Here is a 17,301-nt window from a genome sequence, read left to right as displayed (position 1 = left end):
CATTCCGATGACCATTATCGTCGGCGCCGGCCGGATGGGCCGGGGCCTGGGCCAACTCCTCGTCGATCGAGGGGCTTCGGTTCGCTTTGCCGTTCGGGCGCCCCGAAGCGGACTGCCGGCGCCCTTCGGGTTGCGCACCGATGCCGCCACGTATCGGGGTGGGAGGTGGATCATCCTGGCCACGCCCGACGACGCGATTCGGCCAACCGCTGCGGACATCGGTGCGCTCGGCGTCATCGCTCGGACCAGCGTGATCTTCCATCTGTCCGGTGCGCGTGGCACTGCAGACGTGCTCAAGCCCCTGCGGCTGACGGGTGCCGCACTCGGGTCGTTCCACCCACTTCAGAGTCTGGCTGTCCCGGCGACGGCTGTCGAACGCCTGCCTGGTTCCTTCGTCGGTATCGAGGGCGATCCGCGAGCGGTCCGGGCGGCACGACGGCTGGCGCGATTTCTCGACATGACACCCGTGGCCATTCCGGAACGCGGACGGGCCGCGTACCACGCTGCGGCCACCTTCGTTTCAGGCTACGTGACCGCCTTGTACGGAACGGCCGTGGAGATTGCGGTCGAGGCCGGAGTCGAGGCCCGGGCCGCCCGCCGCATGTTTCGTCCGTTGCTCGAGGGAACTGTGGCGAATCTGGGCTTGTTGCCGCCGGCGCGTGCCATGACGGGCGCGGTGCCGCGGGGCGATCTGGCAACCGTCGAAGCGCACCTGGCTGCGCTGCACGGCGAGCACCGCGAGGTCTACGCAGCGATGGGTCGTGCAGCGGCTGCGCTGGCCCGAACCCTGCCTGATGCGTCGCCCCGCCTGGACGCGATTGTGCGAACCCTGAGCGGGAAGCCTCGCGGACGCCGGTAGCTGCCGTCAGGCCGGCGGAGCAACCACCCGAACGCCCGAGGGAATCGCAAAGGTAAACGTACCGGCCGGGGTTGGTGCGTTGGGCCTGAGCCGACTCAGTTCGAGCACCCGCCTCTGGCCCGCACCCTCAACCAGCTCGATCCGACGCGGTAGTGCATCCTCCACCCCGAGCCAGATCCTGGCCCTGCTGAATGGCATGGTTGCCGTGCGCGGAACCAGGTCGATCACATCGACGCGCCGGCCATCGGCAGTATCCTGTCCGACATAGGTTGCGGTGTAACGCTCCCGCGGACGATCCAGCAACAGGGAAAGAAAGTTGGCGCCATACACCGGGTCGTTAGGGACCGGTGACCGGTAGACCACGTTTGGAGCGGTGCTTGGGGTATAGGTCCAGACGTGGTTGCCGTCGACGATGATGGCTTCGCCGGCCGGATCCGTGAAGCGCATCGCAAACCGGTTGGCTCCCGCCTGAATCACGACCCCTCGGCTCGTCAGCGTATCACCCTGCGAGCGATCCTCGATGGTCTGGACGAAATTGGCTTGGAGCGAATTCAGTCCGCGATAGATGCGGCCGGCCCGACCAACGATATCGGCCGCGTCCTGGGCCGATGCCTGTTGAGCCGCAAGCGCGGTCAGCAGGCCGACGGCGGCCAGTATCTGGATCTTGGAGCGATTGTGCCTGATTCCCACGCTTCGAGCCTCCTGACCGATTTCGAAACATCGCTTCGGCTAGGAGGATGACGACAGAGGGCCCCTCGGTCAACACCGATTATCGAGCGATCGGCAGTTCGAGCAGACTCCACCGCCCCGGCTCGTGGTGAATCTGAAGCTCAGCGACTCTGGCGTCGGACCGGGTTTCGCGGGAGACGTCGCCCCCGCCGTTGTAGTTCCGCTGAAAGTGGATCGAATTCGGCGACTGCACCAGCAGTCGTACCCGGCTGCCGGGGGCGAGACGCCGGCTGGTAAACCGAAAGTTGTCGATCACGATCCTGGCCGGTGTGCCGGGCGTGAGGAGGCGCTCTCGATCGAGCCCATCGCGGAACCGGGTTCGGAGTTGGCCTACAGTGAGCAGGATCGATCGGCCGTCCGCTGTAATCTCGTAGAGAACCACGTGCAGGTCCGTATCGCGAACCGAGGCCGTCAGCCAAAGCGTCAGCTTGGCAAATCCAGAGATCTCGGTTGCGCTGTCGAACACCGGTGTGTGGTAGATCGCGCCGCGTCCGCCGAGCTCGTTGGCATACCGCGGGTCGGTCAGGTTCGGGGCGGCCTTCTCTGCCTGGCCTGGCGCGGTGTCGAGTGGATCGTAGCGCCACCGGTCTGGGGCGGATGGCGCCGGTTGCCGCCGGCTCAAGGTCCCTGCCTGGGCTACGGAACCGGCGGCGTTGCCGGACGACGTCAGGTAGAAGGGCGTCGGATTCGCTCCGATCTCTTCCAGGCTGTCGGCGTGCTTCCACTCCTCGGCGCCGGTGACATAGTAGGCCACTCGTTTGGGCAAGCGGGCGGGGCGGGGCCCACCTTTGATGGTCCAGTCATACCAGTCGGCCTCCAGGTCACCCATGCTGAAGACGGAGCTGCTGTCGAAGGTCAAACCGCCAATGCTGGCTTGCGGCGTTCGGGTGCCGGCATGGTCCCACGGGCCGATCATCAGGACGTGCTTGGTCCTGGCTGTCGGAGACCCGTACCGCATATGGCGACGGTAGTGTTCGAGCGCGCCAATCTGGTTACCGTCATAGATGCCGGTGCGCGTGAAGATGGGAATCTCGAGTCGGGCCAGCTGCTCGGGCGATGGTGCCATGGAGGCCCAATACTGATCGAGGGTCGGGTGATCGATCCAGCGTTGAAACGCGGGTGACGGGTTCCCGGCAACCGAATCGAGCGCAGCAAACGGGGCGTGACTGAGGTAGTGAGCGCGGAAACGTGACTGCCAGAACGCCTGATCACCGAAGAGGTTGGGATGCGTCACTCCCCCCGACACAAAGGTGATCCACTGGGCCCAGTATGGACGACTCATGCCTCCCAGGTGAGGCACGTCGACGCCCAGGTAGGCTGATGCCGTTGGCGCGATCGTCACGAGATTGGGCGGAAACTCTTTGGCAATCGACCACTGATTGAAACCACCATATGACCCGCCCATCATTCCGATCCTACCGTCGGACCAGGGCTGCTTGGCCAGCCACGCAATCGCGTCGTAGCCATCGTTTGCGTCGACCGCGAACGGTTCGAACACTCCCCCTGAGCCGCCCCGACCGCGGGTGTCGACCACCGCCATGACATAGCCGCGCCGCGCGGCGGGTAGCACATGGGGGTGATAGCCGTCGGTCATATAGGGGGTCATGGCAAAGATGACCGGTCGCGGGGTGCGCGGACCGGGCGGGAAGTAGACTGTGGCGTTGAGCAGGACTCCATCGCGCATCGGAATCCTGACGCCGAACATGATCTCGAGATTCTCAGCGGATGCCTGCTGCGCCTCGAGCGTTTCGATGCTACCGGCGCCACCTGCGATTACGAGCGCGGTGAGGAGCGGATGGAGTCCGGCTTTCATCGTTCGCAGCATGTCACGTCTCCGGATCAGCCGGTATGGCTGTGTTCAGGGCCAGGATACTCGCCCGCGCGGACCTCGGTGGCGTAGCGTCCAACCGCATCACGGACGGCTGGCCCAAGCTGCGCATAGTGCTTCAGGAACTTCGGTTTGAAGCCCTCATTGAGGCCAAGCATGTCGTGGAGGACGAGGACTTGCCCGTCGCATCCGATGCCTGCGCCGATGCCGATCGTGGGGATCGATACGCCAGCGGTGACCCGCTCCGCCACAGGACCTGGCATCAGCTCGAGAACCATGGAAAATGCTCCCGCCGACTCCAGCGCTCGGGCGTCCTCGACCAGCCGGTCGGCCGCGCCCGCCTGTTTGCCCTGGATCCGATGCCCGCCGAGCTGGTGGACCGATTGGGGAGTGAATCCCAGGTGGCCCATGACCGGAATCCCCGCCGCCACCAGGCGAGCCACGGTTGGAGCGAACTCGACTCCGCCTTCGAGCTTGACGGCCGCGGCTCCCGTTTCTTTGAGGATACGTCCTGCATTGGCCACCGCACGCGCGGGCGAGACCTGGTAGCTGAGGAAGGGAAGGTCGACTACGAGAAGTGCTCGTTGTAAGCCACGCCGGACGATGCGCCCGTGATAGATCATCTGATCCATCGTCGCGGTGAGCGTCGTCTCTTCGCCCGTCAGGAGCGGAGCCACCGAATCGCCGACGAGCACCACGTCGACGCCGGACTGATCGACCAGGGTAGCGAAGAGTGTGTCATAGGCAGTGATCATCACGATGCGCTGACCGGCCCGCTTCATAGCGGCCAGCTCGAGCGTGGTGACTCGTTTCCGCGGGCCGGTCGTCGGCGTGTCCTGCAGATAGGCGCACATGGACTGCTTACTCCGAAGGAGGAAAAAGGACGTCGCCGGTGTCGGCGTTCTCGACTCGAATGGCGCCCGTTGGACAATAGGACGCGGCCTTGACCACGATCGACGCCGGCGCGCCGGCCGGGTCGATCACGGTCGACTGGACATTCTCATCGTGGCGGAAGACGTCGGGCGCCAAGCCAACACACTGTGCGTTGCCGACGCAGAGATCGCGATCGATCAGGATGCGGAGCTTGGGTTCAGGTGCCGTCATCGGTCCCACTCCACCGGAAGTGCCTTGAGCGAGCGGAACTGGATGCTCGGCTGATACTCCAGCGTTCCGGGACGGAGCCGGAGCGAAGGCAGGCGCTCGGCCAGCGCACGAAACACCTCCTGGCCTTCCACGCGCGCCAGGGTGGCGCCGAGGCAGTAGTGCACGCCTGAACCGAAGGACACGTGTGGATTGGGTTGCCGGGAAATGTCGAATCGGTCGGGCTGGTCGAACGCCTCGGGGTCCCGGTTGGCAGCGGCAATGAACCAGCGGAGGCGGTCGCCTGCTTTGATGAGCTGTGAGCGGAGCGGTACGTCGGCGGTGGCGATCCGCTGCGTCGACTTGACGGGCGGGTCATAACGGAGGCATTCCTCGGTTGCTACGCGGACCCGACCGGCGGGGTCGGCACAGAGCGCCGCCCACTGGTCCGGATGGCGGAGCAGCGCCAGAGTCCCGTTGCAGATCAGGTTCATGGTTGTCTCATGACCCGCAAACAGCAGCAGGGCGGTGTTGACGAGTACCTGGTGTCGGGTGAAGATACCGCGTCCCTCGGCCTCAGCCAGAACCGAGATGAAATCATCGCCCGGCGCGGCGCGTCGCTGATCGACCCTGGGCGCGACGTAGTCGATCATCCCGCGGATTCCCTCCATCAGCGGCTTGAAACGATACGACTCGCCCCGATTGATGTAGAGCAGCTTGTCGGCCAGGTCGCGCAGGGTGTCCTGATCCTCGGGCGGCACACCCATCATTCGGGTAATGACGCGAACCGGGAGCGGCGCGGCCAGCGCGGTCAGGACGTCCATCTCGCCCTGATCGACGACCTGGTCGAGCAGATCATGGACCGCAGCGCGGACAAAGGGCCGCCACTTTTCCATCGCGGTCGGCGTAAAGTACGCATGGACGGCCCCACGCATGGCGGTGTGCTCCGGTCGATCCTGCTCGACCAGCTGGTCGGCTCGGAAATCCCGGACATGCGCTGCAAGCGGAGCGTCCTCGGGGTCGATTGGCGGGTATGGCGGACGCTGATCGCTTCGGATCACGGCAGACGAGAACAGCTCGTTGTGACGGACCAGCCAGACCAAGTCGTCGTAACGGGTGATGACCCAGAGCTGATAGCGCTCGTTCCAATGCACTGGCGCATTGTCGCGGAGGTGACCAAGCAGCGGGTAAGGGTCTGCGATCACCTCGGGCGCGAACAGGTCGTCGAGGTCGTGATCCAGCGTCGTCATGATTCCGTCTCCGGTGGGGCGGCACGGTCGGGTCGGGGGCGGCGGGCAGCCTGCTCGGCTCGTGGTGCCAGCACGACGGTCAGGGTGCAGAGCTTGCCTCGGCGGGGGTGGCGAGCCTGGGACAGCAGGTCGATCAGCTCGTCCATGGTTCGGTTGACGCGGCGAAGGTCGGCCGGCGAGAGCCAGGCGTAGCGCCGACTGGCCCAGAGATTCCGCAGCGGGCCCTGACGTTCGGTATCCTCACTCGTGACCGCCGCGCGGAAATCGCGCTCGGCGGTTCGCAACATGCTGCGGACCAGGCGGGTAAGCGGATGGGTCAGTGGATCTCGGTGAGTCGGGTATCGCAGCACCAGCGGATGCCCGGCCAGATCGTAGACGGTTTCGTCGCGTCGACCCCGGCGGCGGATCTCGAGGGGAACCAGCAGTCCGACCGCCACCAGTCGGCGGATATGATAGTATAGGGCGTCGGCGGGCCGGCCCATCAGCTCCGCGATTTCGAGCGCAGAGCAGGGACCGGTGGCCTGAATCGTGTCCACCACTTCCTGGCGGACCGGCGATTCGAGGGCGGCAATCTGATCTCGACGCTCGATGATGTACGGGCGAGATCGGGTCCGTTGCGCCGATCGGGCGGCGCGCTTGTCAGAGCTTGACACTGTTGAAATATCGCACGAATCTTCAGCACCGCAAGAGTCGGGGTCGGGCAACCGACTGCAGGGCCTACTTCCACGTGGAGATCGTATGCGCGATTGGATCGAGCTGATGCGGAACTGGTCGGGGGACGAGGTCGTCGTCCGATACGATCACGCCGCAGACGCCTGGATGTTCATTGCTATTCACGCCGCCATCGGAACCCGATCAGTCGGCGGTGTCCGGATGAAAGTATATCCGGATCCGGTCGAGGGCTGGTGGGACGCCGTGCGCCTTGCGGAGGGTATGACGAACAAATGGGCTGCCATCGATGTGAACTATGGGGGCGGCAAGGGAGTCATAGCGCTCTCGCGGCCAGTCGAGGGTAATGAACGTACCGCGTTGCTCCGTCGCTTTGGTCGGATGATTGCGTCCCTCAACGGCCGCTACGGTTCCGGTCCGGATATCGGAACCACTCCGGCCGACATGGCGCTCCTCGCCACCGAGACGCGCTACGTCCACTGCTATGACTGGACCCGTAACGAGCCATATGATCCCGGGATCTACACCGCGCTCGGCGTCTTTGTCGGCCTCAAGGCCGGCTGGCGGTTCGTTACCGGATCCGAGCACCTGCGCGGTGTCCGGGTTCTGGTTCAGGGAGTCGGAGACACCGGCGCTCCGCTGGCTCGTTCGCTCAAGCAGGCCGGCGCAGTCGTGCTGCTCAATGACATCGACGCGAGGAAGGTGGCCACTCTTGCTGCGGAGCTCGACGCGGAAATCATCCCGGTTGAGCGGACCTACGAGGCGAAGATGGATATCTATGCGCCCTGTTCCGTCGGTGCCACGCTCGATGAGACGACCATTCCCGCGCTCCAATGCCGGCTGATTGCCGGCGCCGCCAACAATCAGCTGCGTGCGCCCGAGGACGGCGAACGTCTCCTGGCACGTGGCATCACCTATCTGCCAGACTATGTCATCAACGGGGGCGGTGCGGTGTCGCTCGCGATGGTCGATGAGGGCGCGGATTTCCCCGCCATCGAGGCCGAGATCGGAAAGATGGCTGCGCGGATCACCGGCATCCTCGAAGAGGCGCGGCAACGGGGCGAGTCGCCGGTGCATGCGGCGGATCGGATGGTGGCTCGACGGCTCGCGTCGGTGCGGTAGGCGGACGGCGGGCTGAGATGCTCAGGGGCGGGAGCCTTGGCGACTCCCACCCCGCTTGCTACCCTCCGCTATCCCAGCAGGTCGGCCCGTTGCTGCCAGTCGGCGGCCAAGCGCCTCGGCTACCGCACGAACCTCTTCGACGAGCAGACTGAACTGCTCAGGATAGAGGCTTTGCGCTCCGTCTGACAGGGCCTCGTCGGGGCGGACGTGGACTTCGATGAGCAGTCCATCGGCCCCGGCGGCAACGGCAGCACGGGACATGGGGCGCACCAGGTTGCGGCGTCCGGTGCCATGGCTCGGGTCGGCCATTACCGGCAGGTGAGAAAGCTGCTTGAGCGCCGGAATCACGTTCAGGTCGAACACGTTGCGCGTGGTTGCATCGGCGCCGCGAATCCCGCGTTCGCACAAGATCACGTTGGCGTTGCCCTCGGACATTACGTATTCCGCGGACAGCAGCCAGTCGGTCACGGAGGCGGTCGGGCCACGCTTGAGCAGCACAGGCTTTCCGGCCCGACCGGCGCGCTTGAGCAGGCCGAAGTTCTGCATGCTCCGCGCGCCGATCTGGATTACGTCGGCAACGTCGGCCACCGCATCGAGGCCGGCATCGTCCATCGCCTCGGTGACGACGAACAGACCGGTTTCGCGGCGGGCAGCATCGAGCAGGCGCAGGCCCTCGGCGCCGAGGCCTTGGAACGCGTAGGGGGAACTGCGCGGCTTGTAGGCGCCTGCGCGCAAACCGACCGCGCCGGCTTGGCGGACCGCTCGCGCCGTAGCGAGAATCTGTTCCTCATTCTCGACCGAGCAGGGACCAGCAATGATCGGAAGCTCGTCGCCTCCGATGGAGGCGCCGCCGGGGAGCCGGATGATGGTCGGGTCACTGCGCCAGCTGCGCGCCACCATCCGATAAGGTTTGCTGAGCGGAACGATCTGCTCGACGCCCTGCAGGGCCGCGATCCGCGCACTGTCGATTCGACCGTCGTGGTCATGCACGGCAAGGGCACGACCGACCAGCCCGCTGACGGGGGTGGGCTCGAGGCCCGCCTCTCGCACCAGGGCTACGACGCGGGCTTCATCGGCCGGCGCCGCATCCGCCCTGAACAGAATCAGCATTGCCTAGGCGGCAGCCTTCCCCGCGTCCTGCTCGCCCAGCCGGACGCCGACGATGGTGGAGACACCCGGCTCCTGCATCGTGACACCGAAGACCGCGTCGGCCGACTGCATGGTGCGCGGGTTGTGGGTGATCACCACGAACTGGGTGACCCCCTTGAACTCCTGCAGCAGATTGGTGAAGCGGCCGACGTTGGAGTCGTCGAGCGGCGCATCCACTTCGTCCATCAGGCAGAAGGGGCTCGGCTTGGTCAGGTAAATGCTGAAGAGCAGCGAGACGGCCACCAGCGTCCGCTCACCAGAACTGAGCAAGTGGATCCGCTGCGTTTTCTTGCCGCGCGGCGCCGCGTGGATCTCGATTTCGCTCTCGAGCGGATCGTCGGCATTGGCAAGACGAAGATCGCATTCGCCACCACCGAACAAGGTCTGGAAGACCTTGTGAAAATTGGCCTGCACTGCCGCGAACGTCTCGAGGAAGAGGGTCCGTGCGGTGCCGTCGATTTCCCGAATGGCCTGGAGCAGGGACTGACGTGCTGCGACCAGATCGTCGCGCTGTGAGGTCAGGAACTCCAGACGCTTCGATTCCTCGGCATGCTCCTCGACGGCGAGCGGATTGACTGGACCGATTGCTTCGAGCGCCTGGACCACGCGGCCCACCTCGGCCTCGAGCGTTTCGCGGTCCAGGTCGAGCAGTTCGACCTTCGGAAGCAGTTGATCGAACGGCGCCCGCCATTCGGTTTCGATCCGTTCCAGCACGCGTCGGCGCTGTCCGGCAGCTTCGGTGAGGTCCAGCTCGAGTCGATGGGCCTCCTCGTTCGAGACCTCGAGATCCGACCGAAGGGCATGTACCGTCTGCTCCGCTTCGCGGAGCGCGGCGGTGGCCGAGGCCAGCGCGCCCTCGGCGTGGGCGGAACTCTGCTCGAGTTCTGCCAGGGCTGTCAGCCGATCCTGCCGCTGATCGTTCCACTCGGCATGTTTGGCTTCGAGGGCTACGGCTTCCAGCTCGAGGGCACTGATTTCGGTCTGCAGCGCTTCCGATGCCTGTCGAGCGAGTTCGATCGTCTGATTGGCGCGGGTCAGGCGCTCGCTGGTTGCCCGGAGCTTCGCAGCAACATGGGCTTCCTCCACCTGCCAGTGGACCCGGGCTTCGCGGGCGGATTCCTGTTCGCCCTCGAGTGTGGCCAGCGACTGACGGGCAGATCCGATGGCTTCTTCTTCCCGAACCTTGGCAAGCTCGCCCTCGTGGAGTGCCGCGCCGACGTCGGACTGACGGCTCTCGGTGCGGGCAATCCGTTCGGTCAAACGCTCGAGACGGGTCCGCGCTTCCTGACGTTCCCGTTCCAAGGTCATCAGCAGGCGCGTTGCATCGTCTCGTGCTACCGTGGCCTGGCGCTCCTGCTCGCGGGCCTGCTCCATCACGGATTGCGCTTCGGCGGCCTGTCGCTCCAGTTCCGTCAGCTGCTCCCGGGTTGCGGAAAGCCGATCGAGGATGCGGTCGAGCCCGGCTTGCTGGGCATCGATTTCCTGCGTCAGGGCTTCGAGCTCTGCCCGACGGCGGATCGGTCCGGACGGCGCTGCCGAGCCGGCCAGCATCACGGCGCCGGTCCGCCGGCGGAAAACCCGGCCGGACGGGTGAAGGATCTCGGAACCACCCAGCAGGGTGTCGATCCAGGGAGCCGCCGGGCCTTCTGCAGACAGGCGACCCGTCAGTGGATGCACCTGACCATCGTGGCTTCCAGGTACCCCGGGCAGGAGTACCAGTGCTCCCGGTTGAGCCTCGTCGTACCAAGTCCGAATTTCGTCGAGGGCGCCGTCATCCCGCAGCAGGATGGCATGCATCCACTCGCCGAGCAGACGTTCGGCCAGTTCGGCGGCATCCCGATCGGTCCGGATGAAATCGCTGAGCGGGCCGAGCACCGCATCGCCGAAGCGCTCGCGGGCGGCAAGCAGGGCCTGGGCACCAGGAGCGAGCCCGACGCGGTCGCGCTCCAACTCTTCCAGGGCCTGTCGACGCGCCGAAAGCTGGGCAAGTTGTTCTTCGGCCGACCGGCGCTCGTCCCGCTCGGCCGCCTCGCGTTCGCGAGTCTCGGCCACCAGGTGCCGAGCCCGGTCGGCCGCCGCGGTAGCGATCAGGGTCTCGTGGCCGCGCTGCGTCACGTCCTGTTCGGCAATCCGGGTGCGCTCTTCGGCGTTGGCATGGTCCTGGTCCAGACCGGCGCAATGCGCCTGCTGCTGGGTCAGGCCGTCGCGCAGGGAGGCCAGTTCGCCCTCGAGCGCAGCCCGCTCGCCTTCGAGTGTGCGGAGCTGTTGCGCCCGGGTGTGAAGGGCCTGTTCCAGCTTGCGGACCTCGTCGCGATGCGCACCAAGACGCTTCCGGACCTCCTCCTCCGCATTGGCCCGTTCGACCAGCTGGGCCTTGATCGCCTCGTGCTCGGCCAGGGCGTCGGCCTTGTCGGTCTCGGCCTGCTCACGCTCGAGCGCCGCCTGTTCGGTACGAACGACCGCCTGCTGCCGCTCTTCTTCGTCGCGATCTCGCCGGGCGCGGGCGTGGGCCAGCCGTTCGGACGCTACCGCAAGGTCACCGTCGAGCTTACCGAGCGCGAGCTGCACCTGGGCCAATTCGCGCGAGACGGTGGCGCGATGCTCCTCGGCCGCGACCCGCTCGCGCCCGAGGGCTTCCTGGCGCGTGGTCGCGTGGCCCAGCTGTTCTCGCAGATCGGGCAGGACGGCCTTGAGCTCGTCGTGACGCGCCTGCATGCCGCTGACCCGCTCGCTCAGATCGGCCAGCGTCAGGTGCGCCAGGGTGATCTGCGTCGAGAACTTCTCTTCCGTCAGCTTCGCATGACGCTCGGCCTTGCCTTTCTGGCGGGCCAGGCTGCGAATCTGTGACTGGACCTCGGCAATCAGGTCCTCCAGGCGCTGCAAGTCGGTGGCGGTCTCGGTCAGGCGGCGTTCGGTCGAATGCTTCCGATCGCGGTAGAGGCCGATCCCGGATGCCTCTTCGAACAGCGACCGGCGCTCGTCGGCGCGATCCGACAGCAGCAGGTCGATCATCTTGGCTTCCATCACCACGCCGGCATCGCTGCCGAGGCCGGTTCCGCGCAGCAGATCGTTGACGTCGCGGAGGCGGACCGGGCTCTTGTTGACGAAATACTCGCTCTGGCCGGATCGGGTCAGCCGGCGGGTGATGACGACTTCGCCGAAGGCTATCGGCAGGGCGCCGTCGGTGTTGTCCAGGTAGAGGGACACTTCCGTGATGTTGATGGGGCGTCGGTTGACCGAGCCCTGAAAGATGACGTCCTCCATCTTGCCGCCGCGCAGCAAGCGGGCTGAGGTCTCGCCGAGGACCCAGCGGACGGCGTCTGATACGTTGGATTTTCCGCAGCCGTTCGGGCCGACGATTGCCGTGACACCATGGTCGAATTCGAGCGTGACATGGTCGGCGAAGGACTTGAAGCCGGAGAGTTCCAGCTTGAGCAGTTTCATGAGATATCCGGATGGAGCGTTCGCGTTCGTACGGGCAGAGCCGTAGCGACGCGCAGAAAATAGCCGGGCGGGGGAGCTTCGGGCTACTGCTTGAAGGGCGGATTCGTGAGGATGAAATACGGGCGGCCGAGCCGGCGACCCGTCTCTTCTGCCATGGGGCGGCTGTTGTACGGGCCGACCACCACCCGATATCCCTCGTCGTCGGAGGTTGGGTCCAGGACTCGGGCGGGGTACCCGGCGGCAACCAGCTGTTTCGCGAAGTCTCGGGACCACTCGGCGTTCTGGGAACTGCTGACCTGGAGGTAGAGCCGGTCCGTCGAGACGGCCTGGCTGTCGGAGCGGACGAGATCTCGGTCCTGGGCCACGAGAATCGACTCAGCAGCGGCAGCCGCCAGGGTCGCCCGGTCGCGGGGGATCCAAGTGGTCACCAGCCAGAAGTCGGCGGCACCGCCGTCGATGCGGCCAGTCTCGGGCTGGCCGGGACGGCTCAAGTCCAGGGTGACCAGGTCGCCGTCACGCCGGACCAAAAGGGTGCTGCCTCCAGCCACGGTGGGCAGGTCCTCGTCCCAGTCGGTTCGGACCGTCGCGGTCAGGCGACCGGTCGTCAGGTCGACGATCCAGGCCTCATCTTCCGAGCCAGCCTGGGCCAGCAGCCAACGTCCCGAGCCATCGGTTCGGACCCGGCGCGGGGTTCCCGGCAGGGAGATGGTCGACAGCCGGTCCTGGCCGTACCGGTCGAAGACTTCGATCGAGCTGTCGTCGTGGGCGATATAGATCCGGTGTCCCGATGGGCTGAACGAAACGTGGCGGGCCGGCGCACTGGCGCGGATGCTGGTGACCCGGAACGGATCGCTGGTCCCGTAGAGCTTGACCTCTCGCCCTTCCGGGATGGCCACCAGGTCTGCCCAGTAGCTCGCGGTCGGCTCTCCGTCTCCGACATCGGCGCTGTGTAGTGATCGGTCCGAACTCATCACGGTGAGTTGGCGGGGCGTGCTTCCGAGCACGGCGACGTAACGCTCACTCAACGTCGCAGTTTGAAACACAGGGTCCACGGGCAGCGGGACCCGGTACATGACCGGCACCCCACCCTCGTACCGGCTGACCCGCCGGCCGGCATTGATGGCGTAGACCGAGCCGTCGCCCACCATGATGGCCGTTTCCACGCCGGCCGACCGGGGCCGGACCGCTCGAGACTCGAGATCGACCGCGAGCAGGTTTTTTTGCGTATCAACGAGATAGAGGAGTCGGGCCTCGACATTGACACCGAGGACCCCGCTCACGTTGGGAACGTCCCCCCTCGTGCTCCAGATTGGCTGCTGGAGAGAGTCGGGGCGGTAGGCTTCGACCACACCGCTTCGGCGGGGCACTCGGATGAGGGAGACTTGCCCACCAACCGCTGGCAGGTCCGGTGGCGGCGCCGGAGGGTTGCCACCGCATCCGGCGGCAAACAGAAGGCCCGCGACCAGCGCTGCCGTCTGGATCGCGGGCCCAAAGCGGTGCTGCGTCGTCGTCAGAACGTCGGCCCCAAGCTGATGGTCCACATTCCTCCAATGGAACGCTGCAACGGAACCGAGTAGTCCAGCCGAAGAATCAGGATATTAAGAAGGTTTGTTCGCAACGAGAAGCCATAGCTGGTGAGCGGCGTTCGGACGCAGCCCGGCACGGCGAGGCCGGTCGCCGGATCGAATCGGCACGGCGCTGGGTTGGCAGCGTCGCGGCTCAGGTTGACCGTCATGCCGCGCTCCCAGAACACGCCGGCGTCGAAGAACACGGCTGCTTCCAGCGCAGCGGGGAAGTTCCCGAGGGAAATGATGCCGAGCCCGGGGGCAACCACGGGAAGCCGAACTTCCGCGTTGAACACGGCGACGCGTGAGCCGATCAGCCGATCGAACGATGGGCAGCCGGAGTACGAGTTCTCGTCGATCTCTTCCCGACATTCGTTTCGGCTCAGGGAGCCTCGGGTATAGCCTCGGATCAACTCGGTCTGGCCGCCGAAGAGCCGAAACCGGCTTTCGTCGCGCCCCATGCGGCCAAAGAAGAGACCCCGGGTTGCCAGCGTCATATTGCCGACCAGCCGATCATAGCGCCGCATGTCGGCGGTGACCGACGTGAACTGCCACCCCGACCCGATCACTTCCAGGTTCTGGCTGACCTCGAAGCGGGACCGGCGGCCCAGAAATGGCCCGACGTAGGCGCTGAGCGAGTTGTCGTGGACGTACGCCAGCGACGGCGCCAGATAGGTGATGCTCTGGACACGAGTCGTTTCCAGGAATGGTTCGCGGCTGGGAATGCCGGAGCCGAGGAAATAGGGCTCGCGGATCTGGAGGAGATCGTCCGTCAGGTTCGCAAAGCTGACCGAACTTTCGATCCGCGTGAAACGCGACAAGGGATAGTAGGCCCGGGTGGAGACGTCCCGCAGCACCAGGCGCCGGACGTTGGTGACGTAGGTGCCCTCTTGTTCGGTGGGCCCGGTTTCGAAGGTGCTGTAGTCGTAGAAGAAATACGGTTGCTGCTGGACCCCGACCGCCCAATTGAGCCGGCGCGACAGGTTGGCATACTGAGCCACGAACTGTGTCTCGGGCAGGCGTCCGTTGAGCTCGGCCCCGATGATCATCTGCTGGTTGGAGAGCATGTCGCCGAGGACGACGACGGCAGAGCCGGTGACGCCGCGTCCAAAGTTGTCTCGGACGTACCCGACGGTCGGTCGGGACACGTACTCCGGTCCGAAGCGGGCGCGATAGGGCCGATGAACGAACTCGGTCGTGTCGGGCACCGGAATGACCACCGAATCACGCAGGCGCGCGATGGTGACCGGAGGCGGCTGGCGGAGTGAATCGGGTACGGTCGGGAGCGAGTCGGTGCGTCGGAAACCGGTTTCGCCGCGATAGATCGACCGCGACTGCAGCACGCCTGCCGGTCGCGGGACGGTGTCCGCCTGCTGCGCGGGGCGGGGAACGAAGATCGGCTGCGCAGCAACCAGTACTGGCTGTCCCGACGCGCGCGGCCGCCACGGCTCCTGCTTCAGTGAACGGGGGTCGTTGACCGAATAGATGTCGTAGCTGGCCTGCTCGAAGTAAATGAATGCGAGCCGGTCGGCGCCGCGAGCCCATGACAGCACCGGAGACAGCGGTGTGATGCCCTGTGACCCGGTGTAGAACTGGGTCAGCTGGTACACCTCGCCATCGGCCATGTCGTACAGGAAGATATTGGCGACATTGTCTCGATCCGACACGAAAGCAATGGACTGGCCATCGGGCGCCCACTGGGGATTAGAGTTGCGACCCTCCTCCATGTTCTGCAGCAGTTCGATCCGGCCATCGTCGAGGTGATACAGCGCGATGCGCAGTCCACCCCAGACCAATGCGTCCAGGTCGGTGCCCGGGCCGCGGTCGGTCGCAAACGCAATCGTTCTGCCGTCCGGCGACCAGACCGGGTGCAGATCTGCGTACCTGTCGTTGGTCAACCGGCGCAGATCGCTGCCGTCGACGTTGATCGTGAACAGGTCGGACAAACCGCCGTCCAGGCCCGTAAAAACGATGCGGCTCCCATCCGGACTGAACGTCGGGGTCGTGACGCCAGCGAGGGGCACGGTGATCCGGCGGACTTCGCGGTTCCGCTCGGGGTCGATGATGACGATGTCGTCCCGGCCCGCGCGCTTGGCTGCAACCGCGAGGTAGCGACCGTCCTCCGACCAGGCGGCGGACGACGACATGAACCGGAAGGTTTCGTAGCTGCCGCTGAAGGTCGATTTGAGCAGCCGGCGGATCGGCCTGCCGCTGGTGCCGTCAGCCAGCCACAGGTCCATCGAGAAGAAGTCTTGCTCGCTGAAGAAGGCGACTCGGCTTCCGTCCGGCGACAGCGCAGGCGCCAGATGCCACTCGCCCTTGGACGTTTCCTTGGTGAGCAACCCCTGGGCCATGGACCGGGCCCGAACCCGGTTTTCGATTTCGGGCAGGTACTGACGGGTGACGGCATCGCGCCACTGCTCGATCAGTTGCTCGAACGACATGCCAAGGACGCGGCGCAGCGACATCTGGAGCCCGCCACCGACGGCATTCTTGGTGATGGCGCCAATGGCTTCATCGCCCCAGCGCTGGCCGATATAGGTGATGATCGCGTGGCCGAACTGGTAGGGAAACACCGTCATCAGCTCGCGGGCGGTCGGCAGCTTGCCTTCCAGGGCCCCGTCGCGGAGCCACATCGCCGTCTTCGTGTCAGTCGGTCCAAGCGAGAAGTACTCGGCCATGCCTTCGGCAAACCAAAGCGGCGCATTGGCCGAGAAGATGCCTTGAATGCCGGCCCCGCCACGGCCGCGTGACCAGATATCGAACTGAAACTGGTGCACCATTTCATGGGTCAGCACGTGTTCGTCGTCGGCGTAAAAACCCGACAGAGGAAAGACGTTCCGGTGCCGGAGAAAGTCGGTGAACCCCTGGGTGCCTTCAGGTACGTCGCCGCCCCCGAGGTTGGTCTGCTGGAAGTGGCTGTGGGAGGCGTAAAGGATGATGGCCTTTCGCTCCTCGAACTGATGGTTCAGGACTCGCGAAAGCCGGGCATAGGCCCGTTCGGCCATCCGGGCCATGTCCATGGCCGCTTCGCGTTCCTCCGGATAGTAGTAGACGTCGAAGTGCTCGGTCTGGACGATTCGGAAATCGAAGCGTCCATACTGGACCCGATTCCGCCCGAAGTACTGCGCAGCGAGTGCGCCGGGCAGGCCGGCCAGTAAGAGAAGGAGCAGGACGAAGCGGCGCATCGGTCAAACCTTTCGTTCCGCAGCCGATGCATACGCAACGGCGGGTGCATCGTTCCAGAGACGCTCGAGCTGATAAAAGGCTCGTGTTTCCGGATGGAAAATATGAACGACGAAATCGACGAAATCGAGCAGCGCCCAGCGGCCGGACTGAAGCCCCTCGACGTGGTGGGCGTCGATCCCGAGCTTGGCCATCCGGTCCATCACCGAATCGGCGATACCGCGGACATGGGCGTCCGAAGTGCCCGAGGCGACCACGAAGAAGTCGGCCGCGTCGGACAGCCCGCGCAGATCGAGAGTGATGATATCGCGTGCCTTGAGATCGTCTGCGGCGTCGAGGGCCGCCTGTACCGGCTTCGGGATGGTCGAACCTTTGGGGGCACTTGCCACGAGCGAGTCTCCGACGAGCGGGGCCGATTCC

At 65.5% G+C, this 17,301-nt stretch carries 13 protein-coding genes; 2 read left to right on the top strand and 11 right to left on the bottom strand.

Translation table 11 applies throughout. The features are described 5' to 3' along the window. Nucleotides 1-7: 7 nt before the first annotated feature. The gene (locus KF785_10530; protein MBX3147192.1) at nucleotides 8-859 is read left to right on the top strand and encodes a DUF2520 domain-containing protein; all 852 of its coding nucleotides are present in this window, start codon (nucleotides 8-10) and stop codon (nucleotides 857-859) included. Nucleotides 860-865: 6 nt separating this feature from the next. Here KF785_10530 and KF785_10525 read toward each other — a convergent pair whose 3' ends face one another. The 6 genes from KF785_10525 to KF785_10500 form a co-directional block, all read right to left on the bottom strand. Beyond that, nucleotides 866-1,549 (bottom strand): outer membrane lipoprotein carrier protein LolA, encoded by a 684-nt coding sequence (locus KF785_10525; protein MBX3147191.1) that lies wholly within the window; start codon nucleotides 1,547-1,549, stop codon nucleotides 866-868. A gap of 79 nt (nucleotides 1,550-1,628) precedes the next feature. Continuing rightward, nucleotides 1,629-3,413 (bottom strand): CocE/NonD family hydrolase, encoded by a 1,785-nt coding sequence (locus KF785_10520; GenBank protein ID MBX3147190.1) that lies wholly within the window; start codon nucleotides 3,411-3,413, stop codon nucleotides 1,629-1,631. 14 nt (nucleotides 3,414-3,427) lie between these two features. Further along, a complete protein-coding gene (gene panB, locus KF785_10515; GenBank protein MBX3147189.1) occupies nucleotides 3,428-4,270 on the bottom strand; it encodes a 3-methyl-2-oxobutanoate hydroxymethyltransferase in 843 nt (280 codons plus the stop codon). A gap of 7 nt (nucleotides 4,271-4,277) precedes the next feature. Beyond that, nucleotides 4,278-4,520 (bottom strand): ferredoxin, encoded by a 243-nt coding sequence (locus KF785_10510; protein ID MBX3147188.1) that lies wholly within the window; start codon nucleotides 4,518-4,520, stop codon nucleotides 4,278-4,280. Beyond that, nucleotides 4,517-5,746, bottom strand: coding sequence for a cytochrome P450 (locus tag KF785_10505; GenBank protein MBX3147187.1), 1,230 nt, complete (start codon nucleotides 5,744-5,746; stop codon nucleotides 4,517-4,519). Before KF785_10505 ends, KF785_10510 begins: the two co-directional genes overlap by 4 nt. Next, nucleotides 5,743-6,399, bottom strand: coding sequence for a helix-turn-helix transcriptional regulator (locus KF785_10500; protein MBX3147186.1), 657 nt, complete (start codon nucleotides 6,397-6,399; stop codon nucleotides 5,743-5,745). The genes KF785_10505 and KF785_10500 overlap by 4 nt, the downstream gene beginning before the upstream one ends. A gap of 85 nt (nucleotides 6,400-6,484) precedes the next feature. On the opposite strand from KF785_10500, the gene KF785_10495 reads away from it, so the two are divergent. Further along, nucleotides 6,485-7,537, top strand: a complete 1,053-nt coding sequence (locus tag KF785_10495) for a hypothetical protein (protein ID MBX3147185.1) — start codon at nucleotides 6,485-6,487, stop codon at nucleotides 7,535-7,537. 21 nt (nucleotides 7,538-7,558) lie between these two features. Here KF785_10495 and aroF read toward each other — a convergent pair whose 3' ends face one another. The 5 genes from aroF to rsfS all read right to left on the bottom strand — a co-directional run bounded on the left by aroF (nucleotide 7,559) and on the right by rsfS (nucleotide 17,270). Further along, on the bottom strand, nucleotides 7,559-8,647 hold the full coding sequence (gene aroF / locus KF785_10490) for a 3-deoxy-7-phosphoheptulonate synthase (GenBank protein ID MBX3147184.1): 1,089 nt from the start codon (nucleotides 8,645-8,647) through the stop codon (nucleotides 7,559-7,561). A gap of 3 nt (nucleotides 8,648-8,650) precedes the next feature. After that, nucleotides 8,651-12,130, bottom strand: coding sequence for an AAA family ATPase (locus KF785_10485; protein MBX3147183.1), 3,480 nt, complete (start codon nucleotides 12,128-12,130; stop codon nucleotides 8,651-8,653). An 83-nt stretch (nucleotides 12,131-12,213) separates the two neighbouring features. Then, nucleotides 12,214-13,671 carry an SPOR domain-containing protein gene (locus tag KF785_10480; GenBank protein MBX3147182.1) on the bottom strand — a complete coding sequence of 486 codons (1,458 nt, stop codon included), beginning with the start codon at nucleotides 13,669-13,671 and terminating at the stop codon, nucleotides 12,214-12,216. Continuing rightward, nucleotides 13,641-16,883, bottom strand: coding sequence for a PD40 domain-containing protein (locus tag KF785_10475; protein ID MBX3147181.1), 3,243 nt, complete (start codon nucleotides 16,881-16,883; stop codon nucleotides 13,641-13,643). The genes KF785_10480 and KF785_10475 overlap by 31 nt, the downstream gene beginning before the upstream one ends. 3 nt (nucleotides 16,884-16,886) lie before the next feature. Continuing rightward, nucleotides 16,887-17,270, bottom strand: coding sequence for a ribosome silencing factor (rsfS, locus tag KF785_10470; GenBank protein ID MBX3147180.1), 384 nt, complete (start codon nucleotides 17,268-17,270; stop codon nucleotides 16,887-16,889). Nucleotides 17,271-17,301 lie beyond the last annotated feature (31 nt).

Source organism: Gemmatimonadales bacterium (assembly GCA_019637315.1).
Taxonomy (GTDB): Bacteria; Gemmatimonadota; Gemmatimonadetes; order Gemmatimonadales; family GWC2-71-9; genus SHZU01.
Note: the sequence above shows the minus strand (reverse complement) of the source record. Positions and strands in the feature narration are given on the sequence as shown.